Raw genomic sequence first — 17,284 nt, 5'->3', positions numbered from 1 at the left:
ATCCATGATACCAGAGCAAGAATTCGAGATAAACGACATAGAGCAGAGCGCATACGCTGAAGACACAGCTTTACCCAAGGATTTAGCTGAAGCACTACAACTTGAGAAACAACGCCGTGAAGAAACTCTCTTTCTTAGGAAGAAAATCTTGAGCTTCTTCATCAGCTGGACCTTTCACTCCACTGGAATTGCGATCGCCAAGTGGTGTCTTGTCCTTGGTGGAAGTTCTGCTCTGTGGACGGCGGCGTCTTTATGTTTCACCATTAGCTTTGTCCCTACTGCTTTCTTAGCGACTGGTATCAATATCAACTACACGGACGGACAGTTTCAAGTGACGAATATGCAAAAGCTAAGTAACTTGGGGATAGGTTTGGTGAGTGCCAGCGTTACGACTTATCTTGCTGTTAAAGACTATCAATACCTTCAGGACTTATCGAATCAAACCATAGTACAGCTCTCGGAATCCATTCGCGAGGTTCAGCGTCAGCATCCAGAAACTGACCCATGGCTGGCGATCGCTGTTGCTGGTGCTCTGTTTGTGGGTTCGATGTTCGCAATATTTGGAGGTCGAGGAAAATGAGCAAGGGTACGGGTGCGGCAATTGAACTGGGTGCAATTAGCGCTTTGTTTATCGGTGCTGTAGCCTGTACCCTCTCCTCACTTTCCAAACAACCATACGATTTAGTTGAGATTCGGTTTTGTCCCCCTTCGGCTAATGGTCTTAATTCCAAAGAACAGAAGGAATTAGACGAGCACTATTGTCGAGTCCCCAGATATGTCCTTAAAGAAGCTTGGGATAGTCGTGGGTTATTCGGTAGCAGTGTCCCCGTCAGGGATGACGTAAAATTCAAGCGTCTCCTGCCAACCGATAACCTTTACCAGCACATTGCGCTAACTGGAACTGCGTTGTGCTTGGCGGGAATTAGTTTCGCGATCGCAATTCGCAACAATTTACTCCAGAACAAATATTACAACTGGCTTGAGGAGTTAAAAACTGCTGGGTTTACCACTTGGAATCAGCAAAAGTCTCAACGCGAGTTAATTGCATTTAATCAACAATTGAATACCCAACTAAAAGCGGATGTTGCAGCTGCACTGGACAATCAAACTAGAGTTCAAGCTGGGCTAACTAATGTTGAAAGTCTTGAAAAGCAACAGCAAAAGCAAGAGACTTTGGCGAATACGCAATATGACTTGATGATTGCTGAACTAAGAAGAAAGATAGCCGAAGAAAATAGTAAGGCTGTGAAGGCTGAAAAGGAAATAAATCAAATGACATCTATTAAGGTGACTTTGAGCGAATTACCCACTATAGAAGGTATTGATTGGTGGGATTGGGGATGGCTTGAAACAAAGTCTCCCGACGATTTACCACATCTCCGCTTAATTGGTGCTACTGGTTCTGGTAAAACTACGTTAGCTGATTGGGTACTTGATAAGCTACCAGGTGATTGCAAAGTGCTGACTGTTAAGCGCAAGCCTCAACAGTGGCAAAATAAAGTTGTTGTTGGCGTCCCTGAAGATTTTGAATCAATAGAATCTGAATTGATTGAATTTGAGGCAGACAGAAAGAAGCGGTTGTCAGATGTAGCTGCAGGTATTGAACCCGAATTAATCAACATTTGTATTGATGAATGGAGAGCCATTAAAGAAAAAGTTGAGCCAGCCGTTGACATAATTCGCGACACTCTTGCTCTTTCTAGAGAAGCCAGACAGCGCTTAATCCTTATGGCTCAAGGCAGACAAGTTAAAACATTCGGACTAAAAGACGAGTCGGATTTGGAAGAATGTATGGCTAGTTTCTACATCGGTAAATTCGCGATTGAAGAATCAAGAAGCTATTATTCTTCAGCAAAACATCTCACGGAAGAGTCTAAGAATGAAGTTATTCAACTGCTTGAAAAATCGGGTAACAGGGCTGTGTGGGTAAGTACCAGCTTTGGTGTGTTCCCTGGCGTGATTCCAGAAATTAAGTCGAATTAATCATAGAGGACTGGCATGAGTAAAAACAAGGACTTCTTCACTCATTTGTTGACAGAGATTTTACAAGAACAATCTCGCCCAAATTCCAGCCATGATCCTGGCTACATCTATTTAATTAAAGCTGTCTGTTTCCATGGCATTATTCCTGGGTTTTACCTTGGACGCTACAAGATTGGGCTTTCCCGCAAACCTGAAGCGAGGGTTGATGACTTCTACAGCAATCAGCCGCCTTGCGATATGGAAATTGTCAAAACTATTCATGTTAAAGACATGAAAGCGGTTGAAACTATTTTACACAAGCAATTTCACAAGCGTCGGGTCACGCTTAAAGGCAGACGCAGTAGTGAGTGGTTTGATCTTAACCTCGTTCAGGTTTGGCAGGTCAAATGGGCTTATTCGAGGTGCGAAAGACATCCCAAGCTTGGGACACTAAAACCCTCTCGCATCCCAACTTCAGCTTTGATACTAGCTCTTATAGCTGGTTTGATTGCGATTACAACCCTGTCCAAACAAGTTTCAGTTCAGTTAGAGCCAGTCACTACGGAGCAAAGCAAATGAAAAACTTTTTGTGTGCTGGAATAGCGATCGCAACAATATCGGTATTTTTTATCCAACCAACGCAAGCCCAAACCAGGGGACAACAGTACTGTAGAACTATTGCAGGTTGGAACGGAGTTTTGGAGCGAATATGTAACACCTCCTATGTCGGGACTGGGGACTTTATCGATAATGGACTATTCTTCAACCGAAAACCCACCAAGCACATTCTCAGAATTCGAGTGAGGCAATGCTCAATTATTGGGTATAGAAAAGACGGAACTCCTATTACTAAGTGTAGGAATAGAGTGAAATAATTAAGGAGTTGAAATGAAAGCTAAAAACAGATTTATTTTATCGGTCGCTACTAGTGCCGTATTTTCTTTCTCAGCAGGAGTGTTGGCAGGAAGTTTAATCTGGTTCGCGCAAAGCCAATCTCCTTTCAAAAAAACTCTTACTTATAGCATCATTGCTGGCTCTTTATCTATGGTTGTTTGTGGTGCGTCTCTGAACTTTAAAAATGCGTCGTTGAACTTAGAAAATGAACAATCCGAGCAAAAATATCAAAAAATTATATCGGCACTGGAACGGGCGCAAGAGTACAGAACTAGAGCTTGTAAAGGGTGCAAGTACTGGTATGGCGAGATAAATGGCGGAAATTTATTAGTTTGTGCCATGCATCCTTATGGATGTAACAGTGACACTTGCCCCGATTGGGAAGAGGAATAGCGATTTTATACAGTTTGTGGGAATTATAAATTTAGATTTGGAGATGGTATGACTGGAATTAGCGTAGCTGTGGCTAACCGAATTTTCAACAAGTTTGGCATCAGTTTTAAAAGGCATGATGTTGCTGGTTTCTTGGCTTGTAGAGGAGGTCAACAAATTCATACAAGCACTCTTGTCGAGGCGTGTCAGAAAGTTCTTGAGCAATGGTTTGTTTTGAAAGAATTGGACAGCAATGGCCAGATTGATACTCGGAATAAAAAACCTTTAAAATATGCGCCCGGTGACGAAGAATGAAAATTAGACGGATAACCGCAACTTTCCATTATTGCAACTCAGGCACAAAGGAAGAAAAAACAGTCACTTGTCTGTTTACTGACCGTAATGAACAGTACGAACTAACAAAAGTTTTTGTCGTGGAATTTCAAAAGTCTTTAGTCTTTTCTAAATCTGATAACGAGTTTTTGGTTAACGATTAATTATGGGAAATTCAAAAATTTTGTATTGCCGAAACTGTGCATCTCAAACCAACCATAGAAAAATCCTCAAGTACGACTGGGGATATACTTGCGCTCGCTGTGGTACGTGGCAACATCAAAGCGTACTGCTAGAACTTCAACAAAGCTATGCTGCTAAATCGATCCTTGATGCAATGGGAGATGAGTACGTCAGCTATTGTGATGGAGAGTTAGAAGAATTTATAGAAGCGTCTCACGCCTTAAATTTGGAGTTTGACTATCAAGAAAACGGAGATGGAGGATACGATTTCATGGCGTGGAATCCGTCAGAAGAAAAAATAGCGAGGATTGTTCTTTAAATGAATTATTCAGACATTCCCTATAACAATCCTTTACCAAACAATTCTGAAGAAAATCCGGTTATCTACACGTATGATTCACCGTATTTTGCTGATACTACTTGTTACAAAGGGTTCCGTAATGAAACGGCTACTCCAGAATCTATTCAAAGATTGGAAGACGCAAAGGCAGCCGTAGGGGATAGCCTTTCAAGGGAAGAATCCGCCGTTTAATTACAACTGACTTTAATAGCTGTGCAACTTGCACACTAAAGATTGTGAGTCCAACATCGGGTTTTCTTTTGAAGCGCGATACGGCTGTACTCTGCGATACGGCACCAGCCCGTAGCGTGCCTTATCGCTTCTTTATCGCACAGTTCTTTGATTCAGTGGCTGAATTGCGAATCGCGTATTTGTCACATCTGTTTGCTTGGTAACGGTTAACCGGGTTCCACAGTGAAGTGACATCATAATTAATAATTGCCATTCCCAACAATCTCGTATGTCCGACCAACAAAAACAATCAAAATTTCCACCTACCCAACAGGGCTTGGAATATCACTGCGCGTCACAATCAATTGAATTGAGTGAATGCTCTGAACCTGAATTCCGATTGGAGTTGGTGGAAGGAAAGTTTTTGGTAGGTGGAACTATAGAAGGGAGTCGTTGGCTGCTTAAAGAAGCTTTAATTGGTTGGGGATTGGAAGCAGCCGTTGCATTTGCTCCTTTGCAAAAATGGTGGGAAGCGTTAAAAGTGGCTTATGAAGTTCCCCATACTTTGCCAGATGAATGGTTAACTTGGGCGGAAGATTTACCGCTTTCCCCTGACTACCAAGATAGATGGTATCCACCTCTTGGGTCTCGATTTAAAGGAGAACACCGTTGGGTACTCGATGACCTACGGCAAGGTTTATCCACTGCTATCAGTCAAGCTGGTTTGGGCAAATGCTTTGGTCCCAATTATGGTATGCAGTTGGGAAACCATGTGTTCACACCAGATATCCTCATGTGTACTACCAGCCGCTTGGCAGAAAACACTTGCCATGACTGTTATATGGAAGGGGCGGCTGATTTGGTCGTTGAAATTGTGCTGCCAGAACAAGCACTTCTATACGAACAGGTAGTGAAGCAGTATTACGAACAGGGTAACGTATTGCATTACTGGGTTGTGAATCCGGTAAGCAAACAATTCCAGTTTTGGCGGTGGTCGCCGCAAGGGTATCAGTTGCAATCGTTGGATTCGGATGGCTGCTATCGGGGAGTGAGTGGTCTGACCTTCAACCCGGAGTTGTTCCGGTCAAAAGAACAAGGGCTACCAGCTTTTAGTAGTATTTGGCAACCGCGACGGTGGGAGATGCGGTATGAACAAGGAGAAGAACTGGGTTGGGGTAGTCTTGAGTTGACTCCCATTGTGGAAAAGCAACCTCATGCCATTCAACCCGAACAGTTTATTGCTTGGTGTCCGGAAACTAAGCTTGAGAGTGGACCCTTGATTGGCGGCGGTGAGATTGGGACAAGGAATGCGATCGCTATGCTACTGATGAGCCTGGGTTTGGTTGAAACCGTGAAGCTCATGCCCGGTTATGAATGGGTACGGATTCTGCGACGCATCGAACGTCAACAGCAGCAAGATGCTCGACTCAAGCAAGAATGGTGGCAGTACGCTCAAACATTGGCTCAACAATTGCAATCTGAGTATCAAGTCGGTGGAGTTGGTATTATTGGTGACTTAATAAAAGATTTACCCCTCAACTTTTGGTCAGAAATTCATCTAGTTCTGTGGGAAGTACCCGAACAATTTAAGAAGTGGCGCTTTTTGCAAGGTTTGCCAGACAACCCTCGGATTTGTTTAACGGAAGTTGAACGGGCAACGCCAGCCCAATGGCAAGCTCTTTGTGAGAATATGACGGTTTTGGTCGGGCAATGGCAAGGTATCGAGCAACCGCGTAGAAGGAAAAAACTGCAATTTTATTGGTTAAGCGACTAGACAATAATGAAGGACTTACCTGGAGTTCAAATTGGCGATCGCTCCCAGGACAGCAACCACTCCTTCTAACCCGTCAGAAAAAGTTAGTTTCCGTCAGTATCCGTAAGAAATAGTATCTATTTTATACAATTGACTTCAAAAATTACGTAATCGTCCAGTGGAAGTTGAATCCTAAATCATGAGACAAACGACAACACAAAGGGGATAAGACCAATGGACGCTAACATGATTCTTGAACAATTCCAACTGATTAACAACCAATCCTCGAAAAAGCACATTACAATCTTAGGAGCAGGAATTGCAGGTTTGGTAGCGGCATACGAACTAGAACGCTTGGGACACACCGTTGAGATACTAGAAGGTAGCCCTCGCATTGGCGGACGGGTGTGGACACATCGCTTCGGTAATGAGCCAGATGCACCTTACGCTGAACTCGGCGCAATGCGTATTCCTAGCGACCACGAATTGACATTACATTATGTTCAAGAAATGGGATTAGGTGACAAGCTGTGTAAGTTTATGACCGTGTTCGAGGAAAGCAATGCCAAAATGAACATTAACGGTCAAGTGTTGAAGATGAAAGACGCACCAAGAGTGCTGCAACTTTCAGAAGGTGGTCTGTTAACTGATACTCGTTACAGCGAACAAACTCGCAATTTTGCGGCTTGGCTCAAAACCATCATTAATACGATCGCACCTGGTAATCTTCGTTCTGATTTTGAGCGCGACTTGCAATCTCACTTAATGGATGAGTTGGAGCGCTTGGATTTAGATCCCTATTTCAGTGAAGATGGTGAAACAATAGATTTGCACTCCTTCTTAACTCAAAACCCCAGTTTCCGCGCCAAGTGCTCCCAAGGATTGGATATCTTCCTTGGCGACATCATGACTGAAACCAGCCACGACTTGTTACAACTTAAAGGTGGAATGGATCAATTAATCCAACGCTTGGCAACTTCCATCAAAGCGAATATCCAGTGTAATGCTGAAGTTGTTGCTTTGCGTGTAGAAAAAGACCATACCCAAATCACCTGGAAACAAAACGGTCAACTCCACACCACCAAATGCGACTACGTATTATGCACCATTCCCTTCAGCGTACTCCGCAAAATGGAATTGAGCGGTTTCGACGAGCAAAAGTTAGACTCTATCCACAACACCGTTTACTGTCCCGGTACTAAGGTGGCGTTTCATACCAAGGAAGCCTTCTGGGCAAAAGAAGGTATCAAAGGCGGTGCTTCTTTCAGTGGTGAAGGCGTGCGTCAAACCTACTACCCCTCAGTTAAGTTCAATCCAAAGCGCGGAAGCGTGATGTTAGCAAGCTATACTATCGGTGATGATGCTGATCGCATGGGTAAAATGTCCGAAATTGAACGCTTTGACTACGTACAAAACACAGTTAGCAAACTTCACCCAGAACTGAATGAGACTGGTGCGATCGTAGACAAAGCATCCATTGCTTGGGGTGAGTATAAGTGGAGTGCAGGCGGATGCACAATTCATTGGGATGATAGCGAATCCAATTACTTGGCAGCACAAAGACCCCAAAATACCCTGTTCTTTGCAGGCGAACACTGCTCTAGATTCCCTGCTTGGTTACAAGGTTCTATCGAGTCTTCTCTGGAAGCTGTTCTCGACATTGTGAAGCACAAGCCAGTGACAAAATCCACTACAGCCAACACTATTTCTCGCACCAACCGTCAGTTGGTAACAGTTTGAGCACCTGACCAATGACCAATGCCCAAGATGGAGGTAAGTATTAAGAAAATTTAACAGTTTGTCTGTGTTTTATACCCTTTATTTTGTACCCGCCACGAGCGGGTTTTTTGATATGGGGTGAAAAAGAGAGCGATACGGCACCCATCCGTTAGGCGCTTCGCCTATCGCCTACACCATGTCAGCACTTGGGACGTAGAAGAATCATCGCTCCCCGTTTATAGTATATTTGTATTAATAAAGAGCTAAGGTTAAACTCATATAGAGTAAGACCTCTTGGTTAATTTCCGGGCGAGTCTCATGAAAAATACAGACTGTAAATTAACAGCAGACAATTTTGAGTATGCTGTCAGCCTAAACGCGCTTCTGGTTGCTCTGTTTCGCTTTAATGGCGAAAAGTGGGAGTTTGTACGAACTGCCAAGCGCTCTTATGGAATAGCTATATGCCATCTAGAACAATTTTGTGGTGATGACACCTTGTTAGTTTTCCCAATAGGTATGTTGCCTGACCAGATTTGGGATTTGCTGCACAGGCTGGAAAACAAAAACTGAGGAAAGTTTTTTATACTTTCTGTAATTCTTTCAACAAGAATTAATGAAGCCCCTGGAATGTAGTAGCCGTTAGGGGTTTTTATTTTTTAGAGTTTTCTTAAGACTTGATATTAACAGTGTAATAACTATATGAATGAATTAGAGCAAGAAAAGACAGCATCTCAGGCAATGAGAAGGGATGCGACCTATATATGGGTAACTTGGCTAACACCTCTTTTAGCAGGTAGTAGTTTTTGTCAATGGGCAGCCTGGTTTCAAGCTAACTACACATTTGAAAAACCACAATCTGATTTTAGCGAATGGAGAATCAAGCATGGAAGATTGCTAAATAAACGTGTAAGAAACTTAGAAAATCAGGGGTATGAAGTTTATATAGAAGATGAAAATAAGTTCACTATTACTGGACAAGATGGAATCACTAAAGTAGCTGGTAAAGCTGATATAGTAGCTATTAAAGGAAATCAGGTTATTGTTGAAGATTGCAAAACAGGGCAAAAAAGAGATGCCGATGTCATGCAGGTTTTAACTTATATGTTGTTACTTGCCGCTCCAGGAGGACCATCTCACTGTCGGGGGAAAAAACTTGAAGGACGTTTGATTTATGGCGATGAGGTTATAGATGTCCCTTCCGAGATGCTCGATCGCGATTTCAAAGACTCTTTTCGTGAGATAGTTCATCTTGTCAGCGCTTCTTCTGCACCTAGAAAAGTACCCAGTTTTAAAGAATGTCAATATTGTAAGGTTTCAAGTAAATACTGCCCAGAACGTATAACAATGCAAGAATCCGAGGATCTTAAAGAACATGACCTCTTTTAAATAACAGATTCATTACTTATGCCTGAGCGTTGGTATTAACAGCGCTTTAAGACGAATAGCGATAGCTTTGTAATTAAACACAAAGCAGTATTTGAAAGCAGTCAGGGAAGAATTAAGCGGACTTTCAGTAGAAAAAATTGCTGACTTGCAACTTGCGTTAAGTATTTTTGGCTCGTTGTCAGTACTTTTGTACTTGACTCGTGCTGTGCAACTTGCACAGTAAACCCTGTGACTTGCTCATGGGGTTTGTTTTTGGGCGATCGCTCTTACGGATACCATTAACCCCAACAACAACCGTACACAACCGTAACTCCTGCTACACCCTACGGTTGTGCAATTACTTTCCAGAATATTAGTTTACAGAGTAGTGCTTCCTAGAAGACAATTTCTAGATCCAAATGTCCTCCACCACCTCTGTATCACTGGTTTTGACGGTTCCTTTGGCGCTGACAGAACATCCGGCTGCTGTTTATCTAAACACCTTATCGCCCGGTTCTCAGGAAACTATTAGGCAATCGCTTAACTATGTTGCTGGGCTATTGACTGATGGGAAAGCCGATTACTTAACTTTGAATTGGGCTGAACTTAGGTACAAACATACTGCTGCTGTTCGCGCTGCACTGGCGAAAAAGTACTCACCTGCAACCACCAACAAAATTTTGTCGGCTGTGAGGAGAGTTTTAAAGGAAGCGTTGAGGTTAGACTTAATATCACCAGTCGATTACTCTAAAGCAGTTGACTTAGAAAGTGTTAAAGTCCGCAAAACCCTTAGAGGTCGGGCTTTGAGTCAGGACGAAATCAATAAACTGATGTCCGTTTGTTTCTCTGACCCAACACCAGGGGGTTACCGTGATGCAGCAATGGTCGCAGTTTTAAGAGGTGCTGGGTTGCGTCGCAGTGAAGCAGTTAAATTAAATGTCAAAGATTTCGATCCGGAAACTGGTGAATTAAAAATATTAGAGGGCAAGGGGAGAGTTGACCGGGTTGTGTACTTGCCTGAGACTGCGATCGCAATCGTTCAACAATGGCTGGATATTAGGGGTACTTCGCCGGGTGCTTTGCTGTGCAAAATCAGTAAGTCAGGACGAGTGATTCGGGAGAAGTTGACACCCCAGGCGATCGCATTCCTTTTGAAGAGACGGGGCAACGAAGCTGGGCTTGAACCGTTTTCAGCACATGACCTGCGGCGGACTTTTGTATCGGATTTGTTAGACTCAGGTGCTGACATCGTAACTGTGCAGCAGTTAGCTGGGCATTCAAGCATTACCCAAACAAGTCGCTATGACAGACGGGGTGACGAGAAGAAGCGTAAGGCGGTGCAATCGCTACATATTCCTATAAGATAAAAAACTTATTAATTTACTCATTAGTTCGATTGTATGGACTTAAATTTTTAAGGAATTTCTTTTCAATTAAAAATGTAGAAAGCTTATGTTCAGTGAACTCCGGCTTTTTCAAAGCTGAAATTTAAAGTTTTGTAAATGAGAAAGAGGTAAATATTTATTAAGGAGTTTTTTGTATTAATAGTTGCATTTTTATTTTTGCTTAATTTTTGTCTACAAAGTTTATTCATAGGTATCATTCTTTAGGAACAAGTAGAATCAAGCCATTTCAAGGCTTTATACTCTTGTAACTACTTTTGTAGAACTACGAAAGGTAAAACCCACTATCATAGCAGACCGTTCCCAAAAGAAGAAAATGGCTGAATGTTATACTTAAAGAGCGACAGATTTCTAAAATTCCGTTCCCGTTAGAATAGTAATTAGCGGGACAATTTGTTATTGCCTATGTGCCAACCAAAGCCGTCCCTTTGGGTAATCCCCTCCTGGCGACGGCTTTGCTTGTAGAAGTAGTAGTTAAAGTGAACGGAGTTTTAGAAGTCTGTCGCGATTCTTCAAAAATTCCTCCTCACTGTGACTTCGCTACAAGTCCCGCTTCACAGTTTCTTAGATTGGAGGATGTTACATACATATGAATGTTTTTAGCTGGATTCGTCAGAAAGTTGGTTTAGCCAAAGGAAGAAATTCTACTAAACCAAGCCCTAAGACACTTTTGCTGCTCTTAGGTTATGGTTTGGTATTTTTCTCAGGGTTAGTAGTTGGTAACTTGCAGACTCAAGCTCAAATGCAAAGGCAAGGACAAACGCAAGTGAATAGCTGCAACTTCATTCAAATGACTAACCCAACTCCACAACCTGCTGTGGATACTAGGGTAACGACTAACCCAACTCCACAAGCACCACCACAAGTGAAACAATCCCCTATTCCAAAAAGGGAGGTAAAGGATTAGTCTGTGCGTTCAGGTGATGTAGTTTAACAGCGCCTGATGCTGAATGTAGATTGAACACCTTGCTGTTCAATCTACATTCCACTGCTTATACATTCTTATGTTGAATCCAATTCAATTAAACCTTACTCTTGAAGCGTTTGTAATTTTTCGTTTTTATTTGACGGGATAATAAAGTTTGTCCTTTTCCGAGTAGCGCCACCCCACGCTGTTAGTATCGCGAGATCTGGACCATGATAAAAAATCCTTTGGATTGAGAGTTTCGCGTTGGTTGCGTAGAGTGGCGACAGTGACTGCAAGTCTCTTGACCAGATTTTCTTCTAGCATGGGTTGTAGTTCTATACTGGGCTGTTGATAATGCGAGTAACCGGACGATCTGCGACCCCTGTAACTCCCTGGGTTGCTTTGCATCTGTATTAAGGCAGATTCAACAATTGACAGTCGGTTGGCAAGTTCTTTCATCTGTTGTTCCAATTGACTGAGGCGTTGTAGGGAGGGAGTTTCTGTACCATTGTCTGCACGATTTTCTCTACTATTCGCCAATTGCTTGAGTTCTGCTTCCATCATCTGCAGACGGGTATCCATACCGCTTTCTGTACTGGGAGCCAAATCCAAAACGTGTTCCAACCCCTGAATGACCAAATCGGTAGCGGTGGTGTTGAGTTCGTGAGCTTTTTCTCTAAGTACTTTGGTTAGTGTTTTGGGTAGTTTAAAGTTAATGGACTCCCGTTCAATCTTGGTCATCTTTGCACCACTTTATGTACCAGGTGTAGATAGTGTACAGCTTTTTGGTGGGGCGTAGTAGCAGCATGAACCGAATGAGCGATCGCCAACCCCATTCCCAGTTACTGAGGTTTCTGGAGCAAGAATACGGAATTGGGTAAGGGTTGCGATTCGCTTGTGGCAAAGACAGATGTTACCTTAGTTACAACCGAATATGGGAAAGCGATCGTGAGTAACCAATTAGAAGAGCTAGAAGCCAAGAAATTTTTTGCAACAGCTTTAGACAATGAGACTTTGTTTGAAGAGTTGGAAATTGCTTTGCAAGCTGAGGACTATGAGAGGATTGTCAAGTTGGGTCAGATGTGTGACTATCACTTTACCGTGAAATCTTTGCTCCCAACTTTGAGTAGGATTACCCAACTTCTCTTTCAAAGATCCGCATCATAATCAAAACGTTTTTGTAAGGCGATAGGGCTGCAAGTGACGAAGCGCGAAGCGATAAGCCAACTGCCTACGGGAGTACAGCCGTATCGCATAAGTACATACTACTATTGTCGCTAAATTATAAATGCTGCTGGGGCGAAGTTACGAAATTGGATACTTCAGTTGGGCGATAAGCTAACTGCCTACGGGAAGACAGCCGTATCGCAACTCGCCCTTATTTCATCGGCGGCGCGTAATGAAGTTAAAAGTATCAGTACCTTAATTATCCTGTTGAGGCTCCACTCCTTCATCAATCCAAACATCAATGGCTGCTTTTACTTCTGATTCAGTTATGGCAGACCACTCTCTTTCATTAATAATTGTCCTAAATACGGCTCTTTTACCATGACCAACTTTTTCTATTGAGTGTCCGCGATACACTAAATTTTTAGGCTTAATCATTTTTCTCTCAATTGTACTGACTATTTTAACCGCTTCTAAAAACCTATGAATATCTAAGGCACGAGTCCGGAAATATGGACAAGTAAAAACGAAAGCGTTGTAAGTTTGTAAACAGTGCATTCTTACTGCGAGCGAAGTGCGTGAAGGACGAAACGGCTCATCGCACTTTGCCACAACCTATTCTTCTGCTACCCAATCTCGTAACACCTGATTTAGCTCATCAACCCATTGCTTGTCTTAAGCGGTCAAACACTTCACCTGGGCAGTTGGAGTTGCCACTTTTTTGATGTATCAAATTTTAAGTGTTACCAACAGAGCATTTCCTCAAACCTACAACTCATCTTCCCGGTGCTGCTTGAAATTCGGGCGGTATCCGCACGCATCCTCCCACACTGCCATCAATTCTTCCCACTCCTCCTCGGTTTCCGGCGGTTTATCCTGTAACAACCCAACAAACCGTGCTAAATGCCTCGCTTGGTCTGGATTCTCACCTAGCTCAACCAACTGCTGCTCAAAAGCGGGGTCATAGCCTTTGGCAATAAGGGCTGCATACTCGGTGTCGGTCATGTTGAGGTGTTGGATGGGCGGGTCTGTCATATAGAAGGAGTGCGTCGCTTCGTGTGCAATTCCATTTTGGCAAACGATCTGTGCCACTTGCACAGCTGACAGGTTTATTAGTTACCCCTGTAGACCGTACTTGACGATGAGCAAGCAATTTCTTTCGTCTGTACTTCGTTCGTAGAGAACTTTATCTGCCAAGCGCCTCTGATGTTAGGAGTCTTGCTTTTTGGAGTGTGGGGTACAAGAAAGCAACTGTTTCGCTCGTCAAAAAATATATAAATGCTGTAGTGCAATCCAATTCGCTTGTACTTTCTACATATACTAAGTATGAAAAACTGTTTCATTCCATTGGCGATCGCATAAAAGTACAGTTGCTTCCATTTTGGCTAAAGAAGGGTCTGGAATTAACAACAATACAGATGTAGTTAATGTTCGAGTGTCACAGCAGTCACAGAAAATGGCTAATCGCAAAGCTTGGATAAAGAGCGCAATATCAATGTATACTGAGGTTTTTGAGACATTGGGAGAAGATCCGAGAACGATGCATTTGGGACTTGAAGAGCGCAAACTAGTTGCGGGGCAGTTGGCTTCTGCCTGCATGATTAGCAATGAAATCGCCAAACTGAGAACCGAGATAGGACAAGCTACTGACGATATTGGTAGATAAAGCAACCCCCTTGCTCCGCTCAAACCACCAACTCTTGCAACAGAGCGTCATTCATCTGTTGCACGTTGTCGCCCGTACTCTCCATGACTTGATAAGCAGCTTTGACAAACTCTGGTAGGGACTCAAACTTTTCAATGTTAGCAATTAGAATGCGGCTGCCCGGATACGGAGTAAAGTCTACAAAAAGCTCCATCCCGTATTCCAGCAAAGTTTTACACAATTCGGCAATGGGATGATACCGATAATTGTCCTCGCTGCGATTTATTTCTGATGCCAGGTATCCGCACAACCAACCTATTGAGTCAAAATCGTTGTCTAGAATTTTCAAAGCTCCAGCTAGTATGCGATCGTTTGAGTGGATCGGTAAATTGTCAAAGATTTCGTCAAGTGCTTCTGGATGGCGAGTTTGACAGTAATGAACAACTTGTTTGATTAACTTATCGGTGGGTTGAAATGGCATCGGTTTTTCATCTCTAGGAGTCCAGTATTTTAACAAAATGAGTATAATAATAAACTAGAAATAATACTGAACTTGCCAGAACTGCGGAGCGATCGCTACTCAATCCACCAACTAAAGTGCAATGATGCTTCTACAATGCAGAGCACTTGTGCAAAACGACAAACATTTGGTATGGTCTAGTGTTGGCAATTATTGAAACCTGAAATGCTTTACCCTAACCAAACACCGAACTGGCAACCTGTTAGCAAACTGCCTCTAATTGCACAAATGATTGATGGGGGACTGGCACAAGCTTTAACACAGTATCAAAACCTGCAACAAGCTCAAAGTCGTTCTCATATATTAGATAGCCAAACCGTTGAGCGAGTCCTGAAGGTATTTGGCGAGCAGATGAAATTTACGCAGATCGTCTATTCAGAGCAGCTTTCAAGGTGGAAGGCAGAAAATCTCAATGCTACCCAACAAACAGAAATTGCCAGATTGGAGGGGCAATTGGAGCAGATGGGTCAGGTTATCTCGAACATCTTAACTTTAGCCAATCAATTAAAAGAGGGGACGATAGAAAAGGTTTTTGAGAAGTCCGATATTGAGATAGCAATGGATATTATTTCAGGGAAACAAAATATATAGAGATGGGGAGCGATCGCAGGAGCTTTCAGATGATGCTGACACTAGCCGTAGTCTTGTTAACCCAACTAAAATGTTCGGTTAACATCACAGATTTGCAGTTATAAATTATTCTACGGTTATTATGAATTTAATGGTAGTTGAAGCCGAACATTCAAAGATTTTACTAGCCATATTATAAAAACATAAAGCAAAAAACAAGAACGCAATTTCTACTTATTCATAATACCTATGACACTCATTCGTTACAATCCCTGGAAAGAAATAAACGCAATCCAACGCCTGTTTGAAGAAACAAGAGTCCCCTTTGAAAGAGAGTTCGTTAAAGTTCCTGCTGCCGAACTGACCCAAACTCCGGACGCGGTTCACCTCAAGCTAGAACTTCCAGGTATGGATGCCAAAGACTTGGATATTCAAGTGACAGAAAACACTGTTTCCATTAGTGGCGATCGCAAGTCCGAAACCAAGACTGAAGACAAAGGCATCACTCGGACTGAATTCCACTATGGTAAGTTTCAACGTGTCATTCCTCTACCTGTAAAAATTCAAAATACTGATGTGAAGGCAGAATACAAAGACGGTATCTTGAATCTGACACTGCCTAAGAAGGAAGAAGAAAAGAACCTCGTTGTCAAAGTCAATTTAGAACAGCCAGCTGCTTAGTTGACTGTTTAATGAATAAATTTTCTCACACATAGATAATTCAACCCCGGTCTAGTTAGAGTTACCGGGGTTTTTTCTTGGGAGTGCAAGCTTGCAAGGGATAACGGCTATACTACCGTATCGCAACAATCTACAGATTAACTCCTCTTATGGATACTATTTATTTTTCTATGTCAAGCACTCTTGAGGTTTTGTAACAATATCGTTATATTTATTTACATAAGATAACAAACAAGGAAAAGAGCTATGTATACAACTGTTAACGAAGACGGCGTCCTCAACAACTACCCAACCGAGACTAAAATGTACTTTGCTGAATACCCTGCAATTTGGGAACAGCGTCAATATGTTATCCAAGGCGTGTTTGCGACATTACTGGTTACCACTTTAGTTCTGGTTGCTTTTGCAGCTGCTTAAGACTAATGGATTTCGCTTCAAACTTTAATCGACATTTGGGCTTCTTTTTCTCACCCTGGCTATCAAGGCTGGGGTTTTTGCATTGAAAGTGTCAGTCCAAAGGCAACTGCTTTGAAGAACGCGATCGCTTTTACTCAAACCTGACTCCAGGTCTCCTAAAAAGTTAGAATAAGATTAACTCACATTCATTTGCGATCGCTTACACCATTGGGTGTCATGTGGGGTATAACGTTTTAAGAGATTTAATATACCCTAAGAAGCACCTATATATACCCTGCATGGGTGTTAATTTTCAGAAAAAACTAGTGGGATACGCATAGCCCCTACTTATACCCCATAAATCGCTTGGAACCTGATTTTCAATGAATATTTTAGGCTCACTGGGCAAAGCGCGATGCTGTTTCTTGTAGGGCGATCGCTTCGTGCTTGCAAGGAAGAGCATTGAGCTTTGAGCAAAGGGGCGATCTGTGCCACTTGCACAGCGAAGCTTAACTGCTTGTGCCGTATCGCAACCACCCCTTAACCTTCATCTCTTAGCCTGCCCAATCTTATCTAACCTGTCATTGGCATCTTTAGCAAGTTGAGCGCATCGCACGCTAGCAACCATCCCACTAGCAGCAGTAACCGCACCTTCATTCGCCTTTTCTGTTAGCAGGAGACTTGCACCAACTAAGCCGATTAAGGTAGACATAGCGGTGGCGACTAGTGCTAAATTAAAACTTTGGCGTGCTTGGCGCAGGCGTTCTTTAGTAATTTCTTGGTTAAGATTGGGTTCAGAACTAGGAGGTAGTGTCAACTGAGTCATAAATTTATCCGTCACTCAACTGCTATCAGTTTCACAGTTAAGCGCTGAAGAGTTCAGCCAAGACACAGCATGACTTT

26 protein-coding genes and 1 pseudogene are annotated in these 17,284 nt (G+C 42.7%); 21 read left to right on the top strand and 6 right to left on the bottom strand.

Features of this window, described 5'->3' with window-relative positions; genetic code table 11:
- Positions 1–4: 4 nt before the first annotated feature.
- The 16 genes from F7734_RS10095 to F7734_RS10020 all read left to right on the top strand — a co-directional run bounded on the left by F7734_RS10095 (position 5) and on the right by F7734_RS10020 (position 11,402).
- Positions 5–580, top strand: a complete 576-nt coding sequence (locus F7734_RS10095; RefSeq protein WP_155744541.1) for a hypothetical protein — start codon at positions 5–7, stop codon at positions 578–580.
- Entirely contained in the window at positions 577–1,983 is a 1,407-nt protein-coding gene (locus F7734_RS10090) for a hypothetical protein (RefSeq protein ID WP_155744540.1), read from the top strand. The genes F7734_RS10095 and F7734_RS10090 overlap by 4 nt, the downstream gene beginning before the upstream one ends.
- 15 nt (positions 1,984–1,998) lie before the next feature.
- Entirely contained in the window at positions 1,999–2,541 is a 543-nt protein-coding gene (locus F7734_RS10085) for a GIY-YIG nuclease family protein (protein ID WP_155744539.1), read from the top strand.
- Positions 2,538–2,837 (top strand): hypothetical protein, encoded by a 300-nt coding sequence (locus F7734_RS10080; RefSeq protein ID WP_155744538.1) that lies wholly within the window; start codon positions 2,538–2,540, stop codon positions 2,835–2,837. The genes F7734_RS10085 and F7734_RS10080 overlap by 4 nt, the downstream gene beginning before the upstream one ends.
- 13 nt (positions 2,838–2,850) lie before the next feature.
- Complete coding sequence (locus tag F7734_RS10075) at positions 2,851–3,249, top strand: hypothetical protein (RefSeq protein ID WP_155744537.1); 399 nt, start codon at positions 2,851–2,853, stop codon at positions 3,247–3,249.
- 48 nt (positions 3,250–3,297) lie between these two features.
- Positions 3,298–3,543, top strand: coding sequence for a hypothetical protein (locus tag F7734_RS10070; protein WP_155744536.1), 246 nt, complete (start codon positions 3,298–3,300; stop codon positions 3,541–3,543).
- Between the two features lie 184 nt (positions 3,544–3,727).
- Positions 3,728–4,063, top strand: a complete 336-nt coding sequence (locus F7734_RS10060) for a hypothetical protein (RefSeq protein WP_155744534.1) — start codon at positions 3,728–3,730, stop codon at positions 4,061–4,063.
- Positions 4,064–4,276: a hypothetical protein gene (locus F7734_RS10055; RefSeq protein ID WP_155744533.1), complete on the top strand. Its 213-nt coding sequence runs from the start codon at positions 4,064–4,066 to the stop codon at positions 4,274–4,276.
- 44 nt (positions 4,277–4,320) lie between these two features.
- The gene (locus F7734_RS10050; RefSeq protein WP_155744532.1) at positions 4,321–4,479 is read left to right on the top strand and encodes a hypothetical protein; all 159 of its coding nucleotides are present in this window, start codon (positions 4,321–4,323) and stop codon (positions 4,477–4,479) included.
- 65 nt (positions 4,480–4,544) lie between these two features.
- Positions 4,545–6,029 carry a Uma2 family endonuclease gene (locus F7734_RS10045; RefSeq protein ID WP_155744531.1) on the top strand — a complete coding sequence of 495 codons (1,485 nt, stop codon included), beginning with the start codon at positions 4,545–4,547 and terminating at the stop codon, positions 6,027–6,029.
- Between the two features lie 213 nt (positions 6,030–6,242).
- On the top strand, positions 6,243–7,748 hold the full coding sequence (locus F7734_RS10040) for an NAD(P)/FAD-dependent oxidoreductase (protein WP_155744530.1): 1,506 nt from the start codon (positions 6,243–6,245) through the stop codon (positions 7,746–7,748).
- Positions 7,749–8,045: 297 nt separating this feature from the next.
- Positions 8,046–8,297: a hypothetical protein gene (locus tag F7734_RS10035; protein ID WP_155744529.1), complete on the top strand. Its 252-nt coding sequence runs from the start codon at positions 8,046–8,048 to the stop codon at positions 8,295–8,297.
- 129 nt (positions 8,298–8,426) lie between these two features.
- Entirely contained in the window at positions 8,427–9,113 is a 687-nt protein-coding gene (locus tag F7734_RS10030; protein ID WP_155744528.1) for a Dna2/Cas4 domain-containing protein, read from the top strand.
- Positions 9,114–9,204: 91 nt separating this feature from the next.
- The gene (locus tag F7734_RS65175) at positions 9,205–9,336 is read left to right on the top strand and encodes a hypothetical protein (protein ID WP_279239690.1); all 132 of its coding nucleotides are present in this window, start codon (positions 9,205–9,207) and stop codon (positions 9,334–9,336) included.
- A gap of 175 nt (positions 9,337–9,511) precedes the next feature.
- Positions 9,512–10,459 carry a tyrosine-type recombinase/integrase gene (locus F7734_RS10025; protein WP_155744527.1) on the top strand — a complete coding sequence of 316 codons (948 nt, stop codon included), beginning with the start codon at positions 9,512–9,514 and terminating at the stop codon, positions 10,457–10,459.
- Positions 10,460–11,084: 625 nt separating this feature from the next.
- Positions 11,085–11,402 (top strand): hypothetical protein, encoded by a 318-nt coding sequence (locus tag F7734_RS10020; RefSeq protein WP_155744526.1) that lies wholly within the window; start codon positions 11,085–11,087, stop codon positions 11,400–11,402.
- 153 nt (positions 11,403–11,555) lie between these two features.
- Here F7734_RS10020 and F7734_RS10015 read toward each other — a convergent pair whose 3' ends face one another.
- Positions 11,556–12,143, bottom strand: coding sequence for a hypothetical protein (locus F7734_RS10015; protein WP_155744525.1), 588 nt, complete (start codon positions 12,141–12,143; stop codon positions 11,556–11,558).
- Between the two features lie 156 nt (positions 12,144–12,299).
- Here F7734_RS10015 and F7734_RS10010 point away from each other — a divergent pair, with 156 nt between their 5' ends.
- Entirely contained in the window at positions 12,300–12,569 is a 270-nt protein-coding gene (locus F7734_RS10010) for a hypothetical protein (RefSeq protein WP_155744524.1), read from the top strand.
- Positions 12,570–12,824: 255 nt separating this feature from the next.
- On the opposite strand, the gene F7734_RS63260 is transcribed toward F7734_RS10010, so the two are convergent.
- The 3 genes and pseudogenes from F7734_RS63260 to F7734_RS63255 all read right to left on the bottom strand — a co-directional run.
- A complete protein-coding gene (locus tag F7734_RS63260; protein ID WP_243146786.1) occupies positions 12,825–13,181 on the bottom strand; it encodes a hypothetical protein in 357 nt (118 codons plus the stop codon).
- Positions 13,182–13,337: 156 nt separating this feature from the next.
- Positions 13,338–13,604 carry a hypothetical protein gene (locus F7734_RS10000; protein WP_155744523.1) on the bottom strand — a complete coding sequence of 89 codons (267 nt, stop codon included), beginning with the start codon at positions 13,602–13,604 and terminating at the stop codon, positions 13,338–13,340.
- An 81-nt stretch (positions 13,605–13,685) separates the two neighbouring features.
- Positions 13,686–13,772: pseudogene (locus F7734_RS63255) on the bottom strand (anti-sigma regulatory factor); the annotation flags it as partial.
- Between the two features lie 178 nt (positions 13,773–13,950).
- On the opposite strand from F7734_RS63255, the gene F7734_RS09990 reads away from it, so the two are divergent.
- Positions 13,951–14,235: a hypothetical protein gene (locus F7734_RS09990; RefSeq protein ID WP_155744522.1), complete on the top strand. Its 285-nt coding sequence runs from the start codon at positions 13,951–13,953 to the stop codon at positions 14,233–14,235.
- A 19-nt stretch (positions 14,236–14,254) separates the two neighbouring features.
- On the opposite strand, the gene F7734_RS09985 is transcribed toward F7734_RS09990, so the two are convergent.
- Complete coding sequence (locus F7734_RS09985; RefSeq protein WP_155744521.1) at positions 14,255–14,695, bottom strand: hypothetical protein; 441 nt, start codon at positions 14,693–14,695, stop codon at positions 14,255–14,257.
- Positions 14,696–14,899: 204 nt separating this feature from the next.
- Here F7734_RS09985 and F7734_RS09980 point away from each other — a divergent pair, with 204 nt between their 5' ends.
- From F7734_RS09980 to F7734_RS09970, 3 genes are all read left to right on the top strand, one after another.
- Positions 14,900–15,325: a hypothetical protein gene (locus F7734_RS09980; protein ID WP_155744520.1), complete on the top strand. Its 426-nt coding sequence runs from the start codon at positions 14,900–14,902 to the stop codon at positions 15,323–15,325.
- Between the two features lie 228 nt (positions 15,326–15,553).
- Complete coding sequence (locus F7734_RS09975) at positions 15,554–15,985, top strand: Hsp20/alpha crystallin family protein (RefSeq protein ID WP_155744519.1); 432 nt, start codon at positions 15,554–15,556, stop codon at positions 15,983–15,985.
- A gap of 246 nt (positions 15,986–16,231) precedes the next feature.
- Positions 16,232–16,402 (top strand): ssl1498 family light-harvesting-like protein, encoded by a 171-nt coding sequence (locus F7734_RS09970; protein ID WP_155744518.1) that lies wholly within the window; start codon positions 16,232–16,234, stop codon positions 16,400–16,402.
- A gap of 526 nt (positions 16,403–16,928) precedes the next feature.
- Here F7734_RS09970 and F7734_RS09965 read toward each other — a convergent pair.
- Positions 16,929–17,207, bottom strand: coding sequence for a hypothetical protein (locus F7734_RS09965; protein ID WP_155744517.1), 279 nt, complete (start codon positions 17,205–17,207; stop codon positions 16,929–16,931).
- Between the last annotated feature and the right edge of the window lie 77 nt (positions 17,208–17,284).

The sequence above is a fragment of the Scytonema sp. UIC 10036 genome (assembly GCF_009725235.1).
The sequence above is the reverse complement of the archived record's forward strand: the minus strand, read 5'-3'. Positions and strand labels throughout refer to the sequence as shown.

What these genes read in the sequence shown, in the direction of transcription:
- F7734_RS10035 (WP_155744529.1), top strand. Translation starts at nt 8,046, where the DNA reads ATGAAAAATACAGACTGTAAATTAACAGCAGACAATTTTGAGTATGCT.
- F7734_RS10000 (WP_155744523.1), bottom strand. Translation starts at nt 13,604, where the DNA reads ATGACAGACCCGCCCATCCAACACCTCAACATGACCGACACCGAGTAT.
- F7734_RS09980 (WP_155744520.1), top strand. Translation starts at nt 14,900, where the DNA reads ATGCTTTACCCTAACCAAACACCGAACTGGCAACCTGTTAGCAAACTG.
- F7734_RS10030 (WP_155744528.1), top strand. Translation starts at nt 8,427, where the DNA reads ATGAATGAATTAGAGCAAGAAAAGACAGCATCTCAGGCAATGAGAAGG.
- F7734_RS10040 (WP_155744530.1), top strand. Translation starts at nt 6,243, where the DNA reads ATGGACGCTAACATGATTCTTGAACAATTCCAACTGATTAACAACCAA.
- F7734_RS09975 (WP_155744519.1), top strand. Translation starts at nt 15,554, where the DNA reads ATGACACTCATTCGTTACAATCCCTGGAAAGAAATAAACGCAATCCAA.
- F7734_RS10080 (WP_155744538.1), top strand. Translation starts at nt 2,538, where the DNA reads ATGAAAAACTTTTTGTGTGCTGGAATAGCGATCGCAACAATATCGGTA.
- F7734_RS10095 (WP_155744541.1), top strand. Translation starts at nt 5, where the DNA reads ATGATACCAGAGCAAGAATTCGAGATAAACGACATAGAGCAGAGCGCA.
- F7734_RS10070 (WP_155744536.1), top strand. Translation starts at nt 3,298, where the DNA reads ATGACTGGAATTAGCGTAGCTGTGGCTAACCGAATTTTCAACAAGTTT.
- F7734_RS10060 (WP_155744534.1), top strand. Translation starts at nt 3,728, where the DNA reads ATGGGAAATTCAAAAATTTTGTATTGCCGAAACTGTGCATCTCAAACC.
- F7734_RS10015 (WP_155744525.1), bottom strand. Translation starts at nt 12,143, where the DNA reads ATGACCAAGATTGAACGGGAGTCCATTAACTTTAAACTACCCAAAACA.
- F7734_RS10090 (WP_155744540.1), top strand. Translation starts at nt 577, where the DNA reads ATGAGCAAGGGTACGGGTGCGGCAATTGAACTGGGTGCAATTAGCGCT.
- F7734_RS09965 (WP_155744517.1), bottom strand. Translation starts at nt 17,207, where the DNA reads ATGACTCAGTTGACACTACCTCCTAGTTCTGAACCCAATCTTAACCAA.
- F7734_RS10020 (WP_155744526.1), top strand. Translation starts at nt 11,085, where the DNA reads ATGAATGTTTTTAGCTGGATTCGTCAGAAAGTTGGTTTAGCCAAAGGA.
- F7734_RS10045 (WP_155744531.1), top strand. Translation starts at nt 4,545, where the DNA reads ATGTCCGACCAACAAAAACAATCAAAATTTCCACCTACCCAACAGGGC.
- F7734_RS09970 (WP_155744518.1), top strand. Translation starts at nt 16,232, where the DNA reads ATGTATACAACTGTTAACGAAGACGGCGTCCTCAACAACTACCCAACC.
- F7734_RS10025 (WP_155744527.1), top strand. Translation starts at nt 9,512, where the DNA reads ATGTCCTCCACCACCTCTGTATCACTGGTTTTGACGGTTCCTTTGGCG.
- F7734_RS10085 (WP_155744539.1), top strand. Translation starts at nt 1,999, where the DNA reads ATGAGTAAAAACAAGGACTTCTTCACTCATTTGTTGACAGAGATTTTA.
- F7734_RS09985 (WP_155744521.1), bottom strand. Translation starts at nt 14,695, where the DNA reads ATGCCATTTCAACCCACCGATAAGTTAATCAAACAAGTTGTTCATTAC.
- F7734_RS10075 (WP_155744537.1), top strand. Translation starts at nt 2,851, where the DNA reads ATGAAAGCTAAAAACAGATTTATTTTATCGGTCGCTACTAGTGCCGTA.
- F7734_RS10055 (WP_155744533.1), top strand. Translation starts at nt 4,064, where the DNA reads ATGAATTATTCAGACATTCCCTATAACAATCCTTTACCAAACAATTCT.